A 17999-nucleotide genomic window follows, 5' to 3' on the forward strand; every position below is an offset into this window, starting at 1 on the left:
GTCGGGATGGGAATAGCGGTTTGGGGAGCGGCGCTCGGCGCGTTCATAGGCTTTATACTCGGAGACTTCTCCGAATTCGGCTTCTTTTTCGGCGGAGTGGTCGGCGGCGGCATGGGCGTCTGGCTGCGCAAGATCATCCGGCGGGAAATTGCCGATGCGGTGCATGCGGCGCTCCCGGTTAACCAGCCGCCTGCGCCGATAGCCGAGGCCGCGCGGCCACCAGCCACTGCCAGTATAAGACAGGCGGCGCCTCAGCCCGCCACACAAGCGACGGTGGACGACCCACCTGCTCTGCCAGAAGAAGCACCTGTGCTGCCAAGCATCGCGCCATCGGTGCCGCGAGTCCGGGCGCCCGTTGCGGCTGCGCACGAAGCACCGCCTCCCGGCCCGGTTGAGGTGATCATCGGCAAAGCGCGAGACTGGCTGCTGGGCGGCAACACCATCGTGCGGGTGGGCATCGTCATTCTGTTCCTGGGCCTCGTGTTCCTTGTTCGCTTCGCTGCGATGGCGGGCATGTTCCCGATCGAGATACGGCTGGCGCTGGTGGCCGCGGTGGGCGTCGCGCTGCTGGCGATCGGGCTGAAAAAGCGGGCCGAGCGCCCGCCATTTGCGCTGTCGTTGCAGGGCGCAGGCATCGCGGTGCTGTATCTCACGGTGTTTGCCGCCGCGCGCGGATATGGCATGATGCCGCCGTTTGCCGCATTCGCGCTGATGATCCTGTTCGCAGCGCTCGGTTGCGCCCTCGCAGTCATGCAGAATTCGCTGGCGATGGCATTTATTGCGTTCCTCGGCGGCTTTGCTGTGCCGGTGCTGGTGGGCGGCCAGAGCGAGACGCCGCTCGGTCTGTTTGCGTATATGACGACGCTGAATGTCGCTATTTTCGGTATCGCCTGGAAAAAGAGCTGGCGGCCGCTCAACCTGCTGGGCTTTGTCGCCACATGTCCGCCGTCAGCACCAATGGCACAGATTTGAGGTTGTGATTTAAGGAGGGTTGGGGCTTCGTCGTAGTGACGAAGGAACGAATCTATGGACGCCTCCCGCGCAAGGTAGTTTCTCGATGTTGCTCCGGCATTGGATGCGTGAATCTATCCGGCCTGTTGATTGAGGTGTTTTCGCCCCTGGCCATGATGGGAATCCGCGCGGTTCAGTGCCTTTTAAGATGAGCGGCCTCGAGGGCCATCGTTCCTTACAGGCTGTGAAGCGGCGGTCCGTGCCGTTACACCATCAAGTCTTCACCTCGCATTTGTAACCTCTGATCAGATTGCGGCCCGCTGCCCGAACGGTCACGCCATTTTGTAACTTTCGCCGCTTCGCAACATCGCCCAGGCCATGCGAGCAGTCTTGTTTGCCATGGCGACGAGTGTCTTGTTGTGGCCTGCCCTTGATTGCAGTTCCTGCGCCCATTTTGAACGCCGGTCGTCATGCTTGGCGATCCGCAGCAACGCAGACCGTGCACCATGTATCAGCTGGCGCCTCAGGTAATGATTGGCTCTGTTCCCGATACCACCGAGCCTTGGCTTTCCGCCGGTCGTGTATTGTCGCGGAACCAGTCCAATCCAGGCAGAAAGGGCTCGGCCGGATGCGAAGTGTCGGCCATCGTCAATTGCGGCGATGAGGGAGGTTGCGACAATCGGTCCTACCCCCGGCAGCGTAGTCAGACGTTTGCAACGATCGTCTCTCCGGCAGATATCAACCAGCATGTCATCCAGAGTGGATACTCTGGCATCCAAGTCGCGATACTCCTCGACGAGCTTCAGGAACAGGTCCTTCGCCAAGTGCGATAGTTCGGCAATTTCGATCATCTTGTCGACCTGCAGCCGGAACCGGGACGCACCTGCCGGCATGACGACGCCATACTCGGCCAAAAGACCACGAGTGTGATTGATCAACGCGGTGCGCTGCACGATCAGTCTGTCACGCGTTCGGTGCAGAGCTTGCAGATCCTGCTGTTCGACGCTCTTCAGCGGCACGAACCGCATGGTTGGCCTGTTGGCAGCTTCGAAAATGGCTTCGGCATCAACCGCATCATTCTTCGATCCCTTCACGAATGGCTTGACGAAACGCGGATGGATCAGGCGAACGGCATAACTCAGCGCCTCGAAGACGCGGCCCCAGTGGTGTGAACTGGCGCAGGCTTCCATCGCGACCGACTGCGGTTGCAATCTGGTCACCGCATCGACCAGCTTTGCCCTGCTAACCTTCCGCGAGATTACCTCACCTTCGCAAGTGATCCCGTAGATGTGAAAAGACTGCTTGCCCAAATCGATCGCTAGCATTTGCATGTGATGAACTCCTCTTCCCGGTCGCTGTGGCAACATGCTCGGCCCGCTTGCGGGAGGCGTCCATCCCATAAGATGAAGGCTCAACCCTCCTTGAAAAAATCGCCGACAAAGGCCCCTGCTGAGCGAGTTGTGAAGGATATTCGGCGCCAGACCCGTCGCCACTTCTCGGCTGAAGACAAGATCCGCATCGTGCTCGACGGGCTGCGTGGCGAGGACAGCATTGCCGAGCTGTGCCGCAAAGAAGGCATCGCGCAGAGCCTGTATTACACCTGGTCGAAAGAGTTCATGGAAGCGGGCAAGCGCCGCCTGGCTGGTGATACCGCCCGTGCCGCGACCACTGGCGAGGTGCAGGACCTGCGCCGCGAAGCCCGCGCCCTGAAGGAATGCGTGGCCGACCTGACGCTGGAAAACCGGCTGCTCAAAAAAAGCATGATTGCGGATGGGGGCGACGAAGAATGAGGTATCCTGCATCCGAGAAACTCGAGATCATCAGGATCGTCGAGCAGTCGCACCTGCCCGCCAAGCGCACCCTGGACCAGCTAGGCATCCCCCGCCGGACGTTCTACCGCTGGTATGATCGATACCTCGAGGGCGGGCCTGAGGCGCTGGAAGATCGGCCATCGGCGCCGAGCCGTGTGTGGAACCGCATCGGCGACGACATCCAGGACCAGATCGTCGAGATGGCGTTGGATTACAGCGAGCTGTCACCGCGCGAACTGGCGGTGCGCTTCACCGACGAGAAGCGCTACTTCGTGTCCGAAGCCACGGTTTACCGCCTTTTGAAGGCCCACGACCTGATCACCAGCCCGGCTTATGTCGTGATCAAGGCCGCCGATCAGTTCCACACCAAAACCACCCGGCCGAACGAGATGTGGCAGACTGATTTTACCTACTTCAAGATCATCGGCTGGGGCTGGATGTATCTGTCGACCGTGCTCGACGACTTCTCGCGCTATATCATCGCCTGGAAACTGTGCACCAATATGCGCGCCGAGGACGTCACCGACACGCTCGACCTCGCGCTCAAGGCCTCGGGCTGCGACAGCGCCACCGTGCTGCACAAGCCCAGGCTGCTCAGCGATAATGGCCCCAGCTACATCGCGAGCGAACTGGCTGAATATATCGAGGCCCAGAACATGAGCCATGTGCGCGGTGCTCCGCTGCACCCACAAACGCAGGGCAAGATCGAGCGCTGGCACCAGACCCTGAAAAACCGCATCCTGCTGGAGAACTACTTCCTGCCAGGTGATCTCGAGGCTCAGATCGAGGCCTTTGTCGAGCACTATAATCACCAGCGCTACCACGAGAGCCTGAACAACGTGACGCCCGCCGACGCCTACTTCGGCAGGGCCGCAGCCATCATCAAACAGCGTGAAAGGATCAAGCGGCAGACCATCGAGCATCGGCGCTTGCAACACCGCAAGCTCGCCGCGTAACATCAACCCCCAGACGAGGCCCGCACTCCGCTAATTTACGCCGCAATCCGTGCCGAATGTTCTGACGACGGACAGAGTGGCCGATATCGATCGTAGCTTGCTCGAACGATCAGATGGTCTAGCCTATTGAAGATGTTATCTGGCCTGCGGGATGTTGATTTTGTCCGACCATGGCGACTTTTCTCAGCCGGTTTAGTGCCCTGAAACGTGGCAATATTGATTTTCCTTCAAGAGCAATATTTTAAATTATCAATTGATTTCAACTGAGATTGATAGACGGTCTTGCTGTCTAATTTTTGGCGATTTGTATCCTGATTGTGGCGTTTGCATCGCTCATAATAGCAAATGGATGATATGAACTATAATCTGTCTCGTCTGCGCGATTTCGTGATCGATTTCGGTAGGTTGATCGAGAGGAATCCAACGGAGAGCGTTATTTTTACCGAGGGCGCTGTGCTGCTTGCGGCGCTGGTGGAAAGAGACGACTGGCTTCCTCCCGAATATGCGGAGCCAGACCCGGACCGGTATCAGCAATATCTCCTGCACTGCGACAGCCGGGAGCGGTTTTCTGTCGTGAGCTTCGTCTGGGGGCCCAATCAGGCGACACCTATTCACGACCATCGCGTCTGGGGTTTGATTGGTATGTTACGTGGCTCTGAAACCGGTGAACGCTGGTCAAGAGGAAAGGATGGGCGCATACTGGCCGATGGCTCTCCGCAGCGACTTGAGCCAGGCGATATAGATCGCGTTTCTCCACGCATTGGAGACATTCATCGCGTAGCTAACGCCCTTGCTGATCGGGTATCGATCAGCATTCATGTGTATGGAGCCAATATCGGTCGGGTTGAACGATCCATCTATGATGAAAGTGGCAACGTCCGGCCATTTATATCGGGCTATGCTAACAAGCATTGCCCAAATATCTGGGGTAAATAGTAAATCATATGACATCGTGTACAATAATCACACCGTCGGAAGTCCGGCTAATGCTGCTTGCGCGCTACGAGCTTGCTCTCATTGACCTGAGAGAAGAAGCGCCGTTCGCACTGGCTCATCCGCTTTTTGCAGCCCAGATGTCAGCGGGCCGTATAGAAATGGAAATCTTCGATCGCATTCCGCGAAAGGATGTTCCGATCATTTTGTATGATGACGGTGAGGGGCTGGTAGATGACGCCGCAGCGCTTGTCCTATCGTTGGGCTATTCCGATGTGCGAATTTTGGATGGGGGCCTACAGGGTTGGCGGGACGCCGGTTACGAGCTCTTCCAGGACGTCAATTCATACAGCAAGGCATTTGGCGAACTTGTCGAACACTGCCGCCATACTCCCTCGCTTCCCGCAGAGAGAGTCAGGCAATTGATAGAAACAAATGCGAACATCCGCATCATGGATGCTCGCCGTTTCGACGAATACAAAACGATGAATATCCCGACCTCGACCAGTGTTCCGGGCGCGGAACTCGTGCTGAAGGCGCCGGCGTTGGCAGCCGATCCTGAAACGACGATCATCGTCAACTGCGCTGGTCGGACCCGAAGCATTATCGGCACACAGTCGCTTGTAAATGCCGGGATACCAAATCCTGTTTTTGCGCTGCGTAACGGCACGATAGGCTGGGTACTCGCTGGCCAGGAGCTTGAAACAGGCCAACAGCGCCAAGCGCCTGAAGTCTCTGCCGCTGATCAGGCAGCCGCGGCTCAGCGTGCCCGTGAAACCGCCTATCGCGCCGGTGTGCGCCATTTGATCCCATCCGAGGCGGATATATTGGCACAGGATAAATCGCGTACGCTGTACCGTTTCGATGTCCGTTCCCCCGAAGAGTACCGGAAAGGTCATATTCCCGGCTATCTCAATGCGCCGGGCGGTCAACTGGTGCAGGAAACCGATATGAAGGCCCCTGTGCGGGGCGCGCGCATCCTGCTCTGTGATTCGTTGGGCTCGCGCGCCGACATGACAGCATCCTGGCTCGCGCAAATGGGCTGGGAGGTATATGTCCTGGACGGTGGCTTTGATGTGCAGTTGGAACAAGGCGATTATGTTGGTCCGCTTCCGCTACATATAGAGCCACTCAGCATTTCTCTGACGGAACTAGACCGCTTGCTGGCGTCCGGTCCATACACATTGATCGATTTGGCCACGTCGCGTGAACACAGAAAAGGGCATATTCCGGGTGCCCGCTTTGCCTTGCCCATTGAGCTGGGTTCAATCCTATCTTCTAAAGTGGCGGAGGGACCGGTTGTGCTAACTTGCCCAGACGGGCGGCTGTCACGCCTTGCTGCTGGGCGTCACCGGGCACAACTGAACGTGTATGCATTGGCACAGGGAACGGGGGGCTGGACCGATGCAGGGCGTGCATTGGCGAGCGGACTGGAAAATCCGTTGAGCGAACCGCGCGACATCTACAAGCGTCCATATGAGGGAACCGACAACGCAGCAGAGGCCATGCAGGCTTATCTGGATTGGGAATTCGGTTTGGTGGAGCAACTTCGGCGAGACGGCACGCACGGCTTTTTTGTTATTTAAAAGCCTGGTCCTGGTCCGTTTTCAAGATGAGCGTAGAACGCTCATCGGCTCGAAAACGGTCATTCTGAAAATGCTCTAGCAATGCGCTCCGGCTTGTTGCGCCGCTGCGGGATGGGAGTGGTTGTGTACGATAAAGCAGGCAGGCAAATGCCAGATATGATGAGAGTTACTGATCATTCCATGCGAGTGTTATAAGCGGGCGTCATCTCCAAGCTTACACAAACTCGTTATTCAAGCTCACTGCACACCGATATGATCTGCTTGTTAAAAACGAGATGGAGGATGGCATGGGGGAGTCGCTGCGTGAATTGCTTGGGGAGCTTCATGCCGAACGTGTTCGTACCTGGCCACCCGAAGATCTTGAATTGAATATCCGGCAGCGACGTGAATTAGTCGAAGCATTCGATCCGTCCAAGATCATGAAGCTCGGAGACCATCTCGATAATTTCGAGTTTATTGATGTCAAAGGTGGCAACTTCACGCTTGGCGATCTGGTGAAGAGTGGAGCCGCGGTGCTGATCATTTTCCGTTGGGCTACATGTCCTTCGTGTAATGTGGCATTGCCCTATTACCAGCGCAACTTGTGGCCGCGATTGCGCGAATTGGGTGTCCCGCTTGTCGCTGTCAGCCAACAGGTCCCGGAAAAGCTGATCGAAATCCAGACGTGTCACGGGTTGGAGTTTACTGTCGCTTCGGACCCCGGCAATCGCTTTTCCAACTATCTGGGCGTCACTTTTTCTTCCAACGAAGATGTTCACAAGTGGCTGGCAGCCAAGGAAATCGACCTGCCGGGCCTTCTGGGTACAAATAGTACCGATCTTCCGCAGACGACAGCGCTTGTCCTCGATGAGGACAGAAATATCCGCTTTATCGACGTGCAACCGGACTGGCTTATCCGAACGGAAGCGGAGCCGATCATTGACGCTGTTACAGCGCTTACAGTTGGGGCATCCGCTTAGGGTGTGGCAACAAAAAATCCCAATATTATACAGTAAATTCAATTATATAAATAAGAATGGCATGTCCGCGTGATCCCCTAAAGATCCTAGGATGAGAAGGCGGGCAGGTAGGGGCTGGGGCAAGAGCTGGTATTTTTCTGGCGAGCCGACCAGAAATCCATATATCAATCAAATTATTTGATAGTAAACTCTGAATATTGATCTAGCTGTTGCTGCAAATTTGAAGGTGCGAAAGCAGTATTTTATATTAATTATAATAATATCGATATTTTATATATAAATCTTTATTATAAAAATCAATAATATAAATATTTTATAATTAGGGGAGTGAATATTATGAGAGATATTCTTCTTTCAACTTATGCAATTATATATGCCGTTCCTGCTGCGGCTGTGGGGCATCCTCAAGCAACGGCTCCGTCGACTGCGGGTGCGGACACGTCTGGCACCATTGTCGTTATCGGCCAGCGTGGCGGCAGGCCACGCACGGTAGCGGAAAGCCCGGCGCCGATAGACGTTATCAAGGGCGACCAGCTGGCCGCTCCAGGACGTGCCGACCTGTCAGAGTCGCTGTCAAAGTTGCTGCCATCTATCAATTACGGCTCTAATGCCGGTGGCGTGTACTCAGTCGTGCGGCCGATTTTCAACCGTGGACTTGGCCCGGCATACACACTGGTTCTGGTCAATGGAAAGCGGCGCCACAATAGCGCTCTGTTCACCAATGGTGGTGGCGACACCAGTGGAGTCAATCCGGTTGACATGGATACACTTCCTTTGTCCTCTGTTGCCTATATCGAAGTTTTGAAAGACAGTGCGGCCGCGCAATATGGTTCGGATGCGGTCGCTGGTGTGATCAATCTCAAACTAAAATCACAGGACCATGGCGGCCATATAAGCGTCATGGCCGGTAAGTTGTGCTCGTGTGATCGTAATGAGGGTGATCTTGTGACGCTGAAAGCCGAAGCTGATTTCGGCTTCAAGCTGGCTGATGGCGGCTTTGTGCATTTGAGCGGTGATCTGCGCAAGCGGGGAATGGCGTGGAACAATTACCGCGCAACGGTGCTGCCATTTTCTCCCGCGGCCAACCCCAAGAATGTGGGTTTTGACGGCAAGGCTGCAGAAAATGGCGATCCCAAGATTCGCTCCTATTCCACGAGCTATAATGCAGAATTGCCGACAAGTGACACGATGACGGTCTATTCTTACGGCACCTTTGGTCAGCGTTGGACGGTCAGCGGCAACACCTTACGTCGCCCGAATTCGAATGCCAATATTTCCCAGATTTTCCCCAATGGCTTCTTTCCGCACTCCAATACAGCCGAAACTGATTATCAGGTGCTGGTTGGGCTGAAGGGCGAGATAGGGGAGATGCACTGGGATCTCAGCACGACATACGGGCGCAATCGGGTGCGCCAGTATAGCGACCGGACAATCAATGCGTCGCTCGGCCCCGCTTCGCCGACCCGGTTTGATAACCTGGCGACTTTTCAATTCGGCCAATGGGTCACTAATCTTGATATAACGCGCGGATTTGACATCGATCTGCCAGAGCCGTTGCAGGTATCCGCAGGTATCGAATATCGGGTTGACTACTTCCAGACTTTCGCCGGAGATCCGCGAGGCTATTCCAACGGCGGCTATATTTATCAGCCAGGTGACCAGGACGGCAATCCTAACGTTGGGAAACCGGCGGTTGCCACCGCACAGGGCGGTATCAGCCTGTCACCTGCGGATGAAACCAAACTGACTCGAAATGATCTAGCGGGGTATTTTGAAGTTGGTGTCACCCCAGTAAAAAACTGGTTTGTGGGTGCGGCCGTCCGCGCCGAGCATTATAACGATGCTGCTGGAACAACATTTGGTAATAAGCTCAACTCGCGCTATGATTTTACGCCTTGGTTGGCAGTACGCGGCACTGTGGGTACGGGCTTCCGGGCGCCTTCGCTCACCCAGATCGGGTATTCGCAAACAGACAGCCGGGTGCAGCCGAACCCTGTTACGAATATAGTCGAACCGACAGTTACGAAACTCGCTCGCAACAACTCCTCGCTTGCGCGAGCCTTGGGTGCGCAGGATTTGAAAGCGGAAAAATCCACCAATTACGGACTGGGTATTGTTTTGCGCCCGGCCTCTCGCTTTAACATCACTCTCGATGGCTATCAGATCAAGGTCAAGAACAGAATCGTGCGCACCAGCCCCTTGCTCGGCCCTGCGCTTGCCAACATCCTCACGGCCAATAATGTGCCGGTCACAGCGCAGGTCACATACTTCGCCAATGGGGTGGACACGCGTAGCCGTGGCTTCGATCTGGTAGCTGACTATAGCATGGATGCAGCCGGTGGCCGTCTCGGCCTAGATGCCGCAATAAATTATAATGAAATAAAAATAACGAGGATCGCTGCTTCTCCTGCGGCACTCTCCAACCTTGGTCCCAATCCAGGCGGCAGCCTTGCGTTTCTGGCGGTAGGAACGATTGGCGACATGAGCACCAATCTGCCGAAGGTCAAAGTGGTTCTGGGAGCGCATTGGACGGTTGGCGGGTTAGCTGTAAACGTGAGCGGAACCCGCTATGGCAGCTACAGATGGACCCGCAGTGCGCTGATCCCGAACGGCATACCTCACTCCGCGCGTTGGTTAACAGACGTTGATGTGTCTGTGAAGTTATGGAAAGGGCTAAAGGTGACAGCGGGCGCCGCCAACTTGTTTGGTGTACACCCTCAGGAAAATGGCGCGCCTGATCCGACGACAGGTTCATCACTGTTCCTTTATGGTCAGCCTCCGTTCTCGCAAATGGGGGGTTTTTACTATGGCAAGCTGTCGTTCGATTTTTAATGCCTCTGCTGCTCGCAACGCCCTTATGAAGTGGGATGCGAGCAGAACCTGATATATTAAAATCTATGATATTTTCTAAACTGTACTATATATAATGTTTATACATTGGAATTTTATTTAAAACAGCAAAGTATAAAAACTCGACTGTCCTATTTTTAGAGATTATGAGTTTGTCAGCGGTGCTGCAATTTCAGTTATTGATCCTAAGATCTCACGAATCCGCACTGCGGTGTCGTCATAAAGAAAGCGGAGACAGAATGACCCTCGCCACGGCCCCTGATCGCGAAGAGAGCGTGAACGAACCGATATCGCAGACGTTGCTTGACGACATTACGCGCAGGCTGGCGGCGACTGCGGAGGATTATGATCGCAGTTCGGAGTTTCCGCGTGCCAATTTCGATTATCTTGCTGCCCAGGGCTTGATCGGCCTGACTGTGGCGAGGCGTTATGGTGGTCGCGGCGCCGGTTACGCGGAAGCGATCAGGGTTTTGGGCGCTGTTGCCAAGGGCGAGCCTTCGACAGCCCTGATTCTTTTTATGACCTATGCTCACCATGCGCAGCCTGAGCGCCTTACGCGGTGGCCGCCACATTTGTATGAAAAGCTGGCGCGGGAAGCGGCCTGCGGCAGGGGGCTGATCGGCTTCTTCCGGGTTGAACCGGAGCTTGGCACGCCTGTGCGCGGCGGGATGCCCAAGACGATCGCGCGGAGAACGGCTGACGGCTGGTCGATCAGTGGAACGAAGATATACGCGACCGGTTCGACGGGGCTCGACTGGTATGCAGTGTATGCGATGACTGATGAGGAAGAGCCGAGAACCGGGGTGTTCCTTGTCGGAAGCGATCGTCCTGGTATTTCGATCGAGCCAGAGTGGGACCATTTCGGGATGCGTGCGACGGTGAGCCACCGGGTTGTCTTCGATGAGACGCAGATCCCGCTTGATCATGCGGTTGACGTGCGCAAACCGAACGAGTGGGTATTCGGTGTTGATGACAAGTCGCTCGCGGTTTGGAACTCGCTAGCGATCTCGACCATCTATGATGGCGTTGCCCAAGCTGCGCGCGACTGGCTATGCACATATCTCAAGGAGCGCGTGCCTACCAATCTGGGTGCCTCACTGGCCACGCTACCGCGTGTGCAGGAGAAGTTTGGCGAGATCGAGGCGCTGTTGCAGGTCAACCGTACGCTTCTTGAGACTGCCGCGCAGAAGGCGGACAATGGCGAGGCACTGTCGCTCGTCTTTCTCAACATCGTCAAATATACTGCCACGTCCAACGCAATCCGGGCAGTCCAGATCGGCCTAGAGTTGACAGGCAACCCTGGTCTCACGCGCAAGAACCCGCTGGAGCGCCACTATCGTGACGTTATGTGCAGCCGTATTCACAGCCCGCAGGATGACACGATTCTGGTTGGCGCAGGGCGAGCAGGGTTCGGGCTGTGAGCAGCGCACTCGTCATCGCCAGCCAGATGACGGAGAGCTTCAATGCGGGGTTACGCATGAAGGTTGATGCGACCGTGATCGCGGCGCCAGAGGAGTGTCCCTGGGTGGCTGCGAACGATGCTGACATCATGCTTGTGCGCCCGACTTCGGCGTGGACCGACAATCGCGATCTGGCTCGACCTGCCGCTTGGCCGGGCCGGCTCAAATGGGTCTATAGTGGCACCACGGGCATTGATTTCTACCCGCGCTGGTTGCTGGATGCGCCGGTCGTCACCTGTGGGCGGGGGATCGCATCCGATCAGATTGCAGATTATGTGATGGCAGCCATCTATCTCCAGGCCAAGGATCTGGAGGCGGTACGCGTTCATGCTCCCTCACAGTGGAAGACACGACCGCTTGGACGGATGGCAGGCAGCACGGTGGGCCTTTTAGGATTTGGTGCGATCGGCACGGCTGTGGCGCGGCGGGCGCTTGCTGCGGGCGTCCGCGTGACGGCGGTCCGCCGCCGTAAGTTGCCCAGCCCGGTTGACGGGGTTGAATTGTTAGATCAACTCGAAGATGTCGTTGCCTCGGCTGATCACCTGGTGCTGGCGCTGCCGGCGACGGATTCCACGCGGCTCGTTATTGATGCGGCCATGCTTGGCTATGCTCGGCCGGGCGCGCACCTTATCAATGTTGGGCGTGGGGCAGTGTTGGATCATGAGGCTCTGATCGATGCGCTTGATGCCGGTCGGCTCGGCTTCGCCACGTTGGATGTGACCGAGCCTGAGCCACTACCGGAGGGTCATCGGTTGTGGACGCATGATCGAGTGCGGCTGACGCCCCATGTCTCGGCTAACCATACGGATGTGCATGCAGTCCTCCTTGAGAGGGTTGCGGCCAATATCGACCGCTTTGTGCGGGGTGAGGCACTTGTTGATATAGTCGACAAGATTGCCGGCTATTGATCCTGTAGGAAGGAAGCGCTTATGAACCAGATAGACCCCGCCAGCAAACATGTCTGGCATCAGCAGGAGGGGGCTCCGCGCTCAATCGAGGAGGAACGCACGTACCGCAAGCGCAGGCTGGCGGCCTCCTATCGAATTTTCGCGCAGCGTGGTCTCGACCTCGGTCTGGCCGGTCATATTACCGTGCGCGATCCTGAATATGCAGATCGCTTCTGGGTTGCGCCGCTCGGCCCGTGGTTTGGCCATATCCGTGTGTCCGATTTGGTGATGGTCGACCATGATGGCACAATCGTTTACGGCAAGGGACCAATCAATCAGGCAGGCTTTGCCATCCATTCGGTGTTGCACGCGGCGCGTGCAGATGTCGTTGCTGCTGCGCACTCCCATTCTATTTATGGCAAGGCTTGGTCTACGCTGGGCCGATTGCTTGATCCGATTACGCAGGATGCCTGCTTTTTCTATGAGCAGCATGCGTTGTATGAGACGTTTGGCGGTGTGGTACTGGATACCTCAGAGGGAGAGCGGATTGCCCAGGCGCTTGGTGACAAAAAGGCTGTGATTTTGCAAAACCACGGCATATTGACGGTCGGGCAGAGCGTCGAGAATGCAGTGATGAGTTATATCATGTTGGAGAATTGCTGTGAGACGCAGTTGCTGGCTGAAGCCGCAGGAAACGTGAAATTGATCCCGCAAGAGGTTGCCCAGTACACATCAAACCAGATGAAACGCAGAGATGCAGCCGCGGCGGGCTTCCAGCCGTTCTGGGAGAGGATTTTGAGGGAGCAACCAGACTTTCTCGAATAGTTAGGATCAGACCCAGGCGGCGTTGACAAAAGGGATTTACAAGCAAGAGCCTGCACGGACAGTCAAGGACGCGCTCTCAGCTTCCTCCTGACCGGTAGCAAGGCTTTCCGACTACACCGTGGCTGATGACCTGATGGTGCTGTCGCTGCCAAAACCCAATGGGCTGCCCGCCGACAAGGGCTATGACGGTGCCGCTTCCGCGAAAACCTGCTGTGGCGCGGCATCCCTCCGGTTATCCCGCCCCGCTCCAGATGACAGTCCCAGATGACACGATGAATTGCTTTGAACGCTGCCGCCATGCGGAGCTTCAAAGAATAGTGTGACCTTACAGGCCACGCTTCCTAAGCGAGCGGACTATGTACTTGGCAAGAAATGTGAACAAAGAACTCTCTCAATATCCATATTTAGAGGAGTTTTCGATCTGATCGAATCAGATCGACTGCTCTCATTCTTTGTTTTATCGTGATTTCTCAATCGTCAGATGATACCATTTGACTGAAAATCGTTCTAAGCGGCGGCTGCGTCAGTAACTCACCAACGTCTGTGTGTGCAAAAGCCGCGGTGCCTCAGCAAAATACTCGCCGACATTTGCGCGCCAGGCCGTGTACTGCGGGGAGTTTCGGAACATGTCCATGTGATGGGCAACTGACTCCCATTGTATTAAAAGCATGACTGTCGATGGGTGCTCTATGACACGATGCACCTCAAAGGCGATGAAGCCTGGCGATTCCTCGAATAACGACCGGGATCTCTCAACCCCAGCCACGAATTGCTCAACCATGCCTGCCTTCAATGGAATTTCAACAACCTCTGTAATCACGCCGCCTCATCCTTTTTCGATAATCGAAACACCGTCTGACCTTCAGCCAACGCAGCCATAAAAACAACTAGCCCGCCAACCATGCCTACTGTAGCCACTGCTAGCCAGCCTGCATGGTAGTAAATGGTTACACCGAAGGCCGATCCGATAGCGCCACAAAGAAATATGACTGTCATGTAGACAGCATTGATCCGGCCCCGCACTTCCGGTGGCACCTCCAAAACAACTATTCTGCTCAAAACCTGAGAGACCTGTATTGAGCCATCTATAACCAGTGAGGTTGCGGCTAGCCACAAAGCCATCAGGGCAATCCCGAAAGGAGCGCCGAACTGCACTGAAAGGGCGGAACAAAGGAAGGCACCGGAAACACACAAGGCGGCAACAATTGTTCCAGTCCGTATGGCCCCCCGTTCCGCTATGCGTCCGGCAAGCGGTGCAGCAAGGACACCACCAGCCCCAACCAAGGCGAAAAGTCCGATCGCTGGTTTGCCAAAACCGAAATGCTCGGCCAGCAAAATTGGAAAGGTTGCCCAGAACATGGTGAAGCATCCGAACAGCACGGCCTGATACATAGTCCTTCGCCAAACGGGCGTTTCCGCCACAAAAAGAGCAAACATCGAAACGATCGTGCGCCAATAGGCAATGCGGACTTGCGGCTGGCGGGGAGGCATTATCCACCACAACGCCACACCAAGCACTGCAGTCGCAGCGGCGGATAAAATATAGACCGAACGCCAGCCCCATGCAGCCGCAGCAAACAGAGCAAAAGGCCTAGCGAACATGACAGAGGCAAGGATGCCTGACATCACGCTGCCCATGACCCGGCCCAGGCGGGCTTTCGGGATCATCAATGATAGATAAGGGATCAGCACCTGTGCACCGCTTGAAAAAATACCGATCACGAGGGCGCAAAATAGAAAGGTGAGTGCAGAACTGGCGCATGCAACGCCGACAATGCCAATCAGCGTCAGGACGATGCATGTGAGCACCAGCCTACGGTTTTCTATGATGTCTACGAGTGGCACGAGCAAAAAAAGGCCCATACCATAGCCGAGTTGGCTCGCTCCCACTACAGCTCCAGCATACTGTGGGTGTATGTGGATATCCGCCGCAATCGTTGTCAACAGAGGTTGTGCATAATATAGGTTTGCAACGAACAAAGCGGCGCTCGCGCCAGCAGCTATCAATAGCAAAGGTGAAGCGGCATTGTCCGATTTGCTGAGTGCCGTCTCTGTCATCAACTTCCCTGATTTACGCCCGCAAGCGAGGGATGCCGATCCATATTTGCAACACATACGTTCCGGGCGATCACAAAAACTCGCAGGGGATACCTAGAATGTCACAATTGACATGCCGCCCCATCCATTTTCCAAGCAACTTTAATTCACAAACACAGATTGTGTCCAGCATCATTGAAAACGATTACCTGTTTAAAATGGCTCAGATTAGGCGTCCACAAATCACACAAATGCAGCCCACCTGGAGGGAAAACGATGACCTATGAACCTGCGATCACAAAGCCACAATCAGGCGATCCGGCAACATATGATCTTGTTATCCGCCGCGCACATGTCTTCGACGGTCACAAAGCGCTTAATGGACTATACGACATAGCTGTCATGGGTGGAGAAATAGCCGCGGTATCAGCAAGTCCAATCCACGGTGCCAAAGAGATCGATGCTGCCGAGGGCTGGGTGATGCCTGGCTTAATAGACTCACATATCCATTTCTACAACGTCTTCGCCGTGTCTGACCCCGCATCGATGGACGCCTTCGAGGAAAACGAGCTGCCAGGTCGTCTGGACTCGTTCCTCCAATATGGGGTGACTACTATCAAATCAGTTGGTGATCCGACTAGTGGCATTCTGGCGACACGAGCCAAAATAGCATCGGGACAGTTGCGTGGACCAAGGCTGCTGGCGACCGGTTGCGGCGTCACCGGGCGTGATGGACATCCTGCTGCCACCATCTTCAGCAAAAACCCGTGGGCACGGGCGCGGTTTGCGGGCGAGGTAGGCACTGTGCAGGAAATGCGTGACCTGATCCACTATCTGGCGGACATGAAGGTGGATGCGATCAAGATCCTATCCGAAGGCGCCTGCGCCTGCCATAGCGACGAAAAATATGTGTGGCAGATTCCGGGTTTCCTCGGCCCCTTCGAGCTGGAACGGCTTCCCCTCGATATGCTGCAAGCAGGCATAGAAACCGCGCATGAACGTGGCCTGCGGGCAACGGTTCACACAGCTCAACAGGATGTCGCGCGTGAGGCGATCGAAGCCGGCGCCGATGCGCTGGAGCATGGTGTCATGAACGAACCGATCACCGACGACTCCCTAATCCAATTGATGATAGACAGGGATGTCATGTTCGTGCCTACGCTTTATGCCCATGGCGAAGCCCATCCGGAACTTGTCGCCAATGTCAAGAAGGTCTCTGACGCCGGTGTCGGCATTGCGCTGGGCACAGACACTTTCGCGGGCAAGGGCATTTACGGGGAAAACACGTTGGCGGAAACCGAGTTGATGGTTGCGGCAGGGATGACGCCACTTCAGTCGCTTGTTGCCGGCACCAGCGCTGCCGCGAAGCAGTGCGAGCGCGCCGATCTCGGCGTGGTGGAACCGGGCAAACGTGCCGATCTATTGCTGCTGAGTGCTGATCCTACGGAGAACATCAGCAACGTACGCAAGCTCCGAAAGGTGATCCTGAACGGCGAGATTGTCGTCGAGAAGGATTGACCATGGTTGATGCGCGCCTACCCGTTACGGTCCTCACCGGTTATCTCGGTGCCGGAAAGACGACACTGCTGAACCGCATCCTCTCAGAAAATCACGGTCGCCGCTATGCGGTGATTGTGAATGAATTCGGTGAACTCGGTGTCGACGGCGATTTGGTAGTCAATAGCGACGACCAGGTCTTGACTATGAACAATGGCTGCCTTTGCTGCACTGTTCGTGGCGACCTGATCCAAATCATCAATGATGTTCTCGATCGCGCGTCGGATCTTGACGGCATATTGATCGAAACCACTGGTCTCGCGCATCCGGCGCCGGTAGCCCAGACCTTCTTCATGGATAAGAGCATCTCCGCCCGCACACGTCTGGACGCCTTCGTGACAGTTGCGGATGCCAAGCACCTCAGCCAACAACTAGATAATGCCATAGAGGCTCAAGCGCAGATCGCTTGCGCTGACCTGATCCTGCTGAACAAAATCGATCTGGTGGACCCGGATCAGCTAACCGCTTGTAAAAAGCGTATCCGGGCGATCAACCCCGATGCGGAGATCCGTCATACGCTGCGGTCTGCTATTCCGGCCTCAGAAGTGTTGGATCGAAATGCATTCGACCTCGCATGCGGGAATATTAATCCTGAAAGACTGGTGGTTGACACACATCACCATCACCACGGACATCATCACAGTAATGGCGTTGGTAGCTTCAGTATGGAAGTTGACCGGCCGCTTAACCTTGAGCGGTTCCTCCCCTGGATCGAAAATCTGATAGCCAAATGTGGTGATGACCTGTTTCGTGTGAAAGGCGTTCTCGATTTCGAGGGTGAAAACCGCCGCTTTGTGTTTCAGGCTGTTCATCGCATCGCGGAGGGTGATTTCCTTGGCGAATGGTCTAGTAATCAACGCAAATCGAAACTGGTTTTCATCGGGCGCAATCTTGATCGCGATCGCCTACGCAGAAACTTTGAAGCTTGCCAAACGAAACCTAAAGCTCTGATATCAGGCTAAGTGTTCAGTCCCGGCATTTTATGGTGCATTATTCATGCGGGAAAGGAAGGATGCACTATGGGGCAGGATCTATGCGGGAGGGCTGGGACGACTGAGGCAGTTGGTTGAGCGATACCGCACAGTCAAGAGAGCCTGAGTTGCCCGGAGGCGATCGACTGGACCAGCAAGCTCGCCTTTGTCGAACTGCACGTGCAACCTGAAGACGCTGCGCGGCCTCACGTCATA

General features: G+C 55.5%; 13 protein-coding genes and 2 pseudogenes. 12 read left to right on the top strand and 3 right to left on the bottom strand.

The genetic code is table 11. The annotated features are described in order from the left end of the window. Positions 1 to 6 precede the first annotated feature (6 nt). Entirely contained in the window at positions 7 to 972 is a 966-nt protein-coding gene (locus tag EQG66_RS10310) for a DUF2339 domain-containing protein (RefSeq protein ID WP_129404500.1), read from the top strand. A 311-nt stretch (positions 973 to 1283) separates the two neighbouring features. Here EQG66_RS10310 and EQG66_RS10320 read toward each other — a convergent pair whose 3' ends face one another. Further along, entirely contained in the window at positions 1284 to 2282 is a 999-nt protein-coding gene (locus EQG66_RS10320) for an IS110 family RNA-guided transposase (RefSeq protein WP_020819418.1), read from the bottom strand. A 72-nt stretch (positions 2283 to 2354) separates the two neighbouring features. On the opposite strand from EQG66_RS10320, the gene EQG66_RS10325 reads away from it, so the two are divergent. From EQG66_RS10325 to EQG66_RS10360, 9 genes and pseudogenes are all read left to right on the top strand, one after another. Further along, positions 2355 to 3718, top strand: a protein-coding gene (locus EQG66_RS10325) for an IS3 family transposase (protein ID WP_235399085.1) whose coding sequence is annotated in 2 segments (ribosomal slippage) — positions 2355 to 2702 and positions 2705 to 3718 — 1362 coding nt in all. Because the reading frame shifts where the segments join, the coding sequence is not laid out codon by codon here. 354 nt (positions 3719 to 4072) lie between these two features. Beyond that, positions 4073 to 4654: a cysteine dioxygenase family protein gene (locus EQG66_RS10330; protein WP_129404502.1), complete on the top strand. Its 582-nt coding sequence runs from the start codon at positions 4073 to 4075 to the stop codon at positions 4652 to 4654. Positions 4655 to 4662: 8 nt separating this feature from the next. Next, positions 4663 to 5766, top strand: a pseudogene (locus EQG66_RS10335) (rhodanese-like domain-containing protein); the annotation flags it as partial. Positions 5767 to 5805: 39 nt separating this feature from the next. After that, positions 5806 to 6237, top strand: a pseudogene (locus EQG66_RS15745) (rhodanese-like domain-containing protein); the annotation flags it as partial. A gap of 287 nt (positions 6238 to 6524) precedes the next feature. Continuing rightward, positions 6525 to 7196 (top strand): peroxiredoxin-like family protein, encoded by a 672-nt coding sequence (locus EQG66_RS10340; protein ID WP_129404504.1) that lies wholly within the window; start codon positions 6525 to 6527, stop codon positions 7194 to 7196. Positions 7197 to 7532: 336 nt separating this feature from the next. Continuing rightward, on the top strand, positions 7533 to 10028 hold the full coding sequence (locus EQG66_RS10345) for a TonB-dependent receptor plug domain-containing protein (RefSeq protein WP_129404505.1): 2496 nt from the start codon (positions 7533 to 7535) through the stop codon (positions 10026 to 10028). Positions 10029 to 10285: 257 nt separating this feature from the next. Next, complete coding sequence (locus EQG66_RS10350; RefSeq protein WP_129404506.1) at positions 10286 to 11467, top strand: acyl-CoA dehydrogenase family protein; 1182 nt, start codon at positions 10286 to 10288, stop codon at positions 11465 to 11467. Further along, complete coding sequence (locus EQG66_RS10355) at positions 11464 to 12414, top strand: NAD(P)-dependent oxidoreductase (RefSeq protein WP_245988025.1); 951 nt, start codon at positions 11464 to 11466, stop codon at positions 12412 to 12414. Before EQG66_RS10350 ends, EQG66_RS10355 begins: the two co-directional genes overlap by 4 nt. Before the next feature lie 21 nt (positions 12415 to 12435). Further along, positions 12436 to 13218, top strand: coding sequence for a class II aldolase/adducin family protein (locus tag EQG66_RS10360; RefSeq protein WP_129404507.1), 783 nt, complete (start codon positions 12436 to 12438; stop codon positions 13216 to 13218). 523 nt (positions 13219 to 13741) lie between these two features. Here EQG66_RS10360 and EQG66_RS10365 read toward each other — a convergent pair. After that, positions 13742 to 14038 (bottom strand): antibiotic biosynthesis monooxygenase family protein, encoded by a 297-nt coding sequence (locus tag EQG66_RS10365; RefSeq protein ID WP_129404508.1) that lies wholly within the window; start codon positions 14036 to 14038, stop codon positions 13742 to 13744. Further along, complete coding sequence (locus EQG66_RS10370) at positions 14035 to 15276, bottom strand: MFS transporter (RefSeq protein WP_164975659.1); 1242 nt, start codon at positions 15274 to 15276, stop codon at positions 14035 to 14037. The genes EQG66_RS10365 and EQG66_RS10370 overlap by 4 nt, the downstream gene beginning before the upstream one ends. 174 nt (positions 15277 to 15450) lie before the next feature. Between EQG66_RS10370 and EQG66_RS10375 the strand changes: the two genes are divergently transcribed. After that, complete coding sequence (locus tag EQG66_RS10375) at positions 15451 to 16773, top strand: amidohydrolase family protein (protein WP_220428655.1); 1323 nt, start codon at positions 15451 to 15453, stop codon at positions 16771 to 16773. 2 nt (positions 16774 to 16775) lie between these two features. Then, positions 16776 to 17774, top strand: a complete 999-nt coding sequence (locus EQG66_RS10380) for a CobW family GTP-binding protein (RefSeq protein ID WP_129404510.1) — start codon at positions 16776 to 16778, stop codon at positions 17772 to 17774. The last annotated feature ends 225 nt before the right edge of the window (positions 17775 to 17999 follow it).

The organism is Sphingobium fluviale (genome assembly GCF_004122115.1).
Taxonomy (GTDB): Bacteria; Pseudomonadota; Alphaproteobacteria; order Sphingomonadales; family Sphingomonadaceae; genus Sphingobium; species Sphingobium fluviale.

Coding starts and splice junctions, on each gene's coding strand:
- EQG66_RS10310 (WP_129404500.1), top strand. CDS start 7: ATGGGAATAGCGGTTTGGGGAGCGGCGCTCGGCGCGTTCATAGGCTTT.
- EQG66_RS10320 (WP_020819418.1), bottom strand. CDS start 2,282: ATGCAAATGCTAGCGATCGATTTGGGCAAGCAGTCTTTTCACATCTAC.
- EQG66_RS10330 (WP_129404502.1), top strand. CDS start 4,073: ATGAACTATAATCTGTCTCGTCTGCGCGATTTCGTGATCGATTTCGGT.
- EQG66_RS10340 (WP_129404504.1), top strand. CDS start 6,525: ATGGGGGAGTCGCTGCGTGAATTGCTTGGGGAGCTTCATGCCGAACGT.
- EQG66_RS10345 (WP_129404505.1), top strand. CDS start 7,533: ATGAGAGATATTCTTCTTTCAACTTATGCAATTATATATGCCGTTCCT.
- EQG66_RS10350 (WP_129404506.1), top strand. CDS start 10,286: ATGACCCTCGCCACGGCCCCTGATCGCGAAGAGAGCGTGAACGAACCG.
- EQG66_RS10360 (WP_129404507.1), top strand. CDS start 12,436: ATGAACCAGATAGACCCCGCCAGCAAACATGTCTGGCATCAGCAGGAG.
- EQG66_RS10370 (WP_164975659.1), bottom strand. CDS start 15,276: ATGACAGAGACGGCACTCAGCAAATCGGACAATGCCGCTTCACCTTTG.
- EQG66_RS10380 (WP_129404510.1), top strand. CDS start 16,776: ATGGTTGATGCGCGCCTACCCGTTACGGTCCTCACCGGTTATCTCGGT.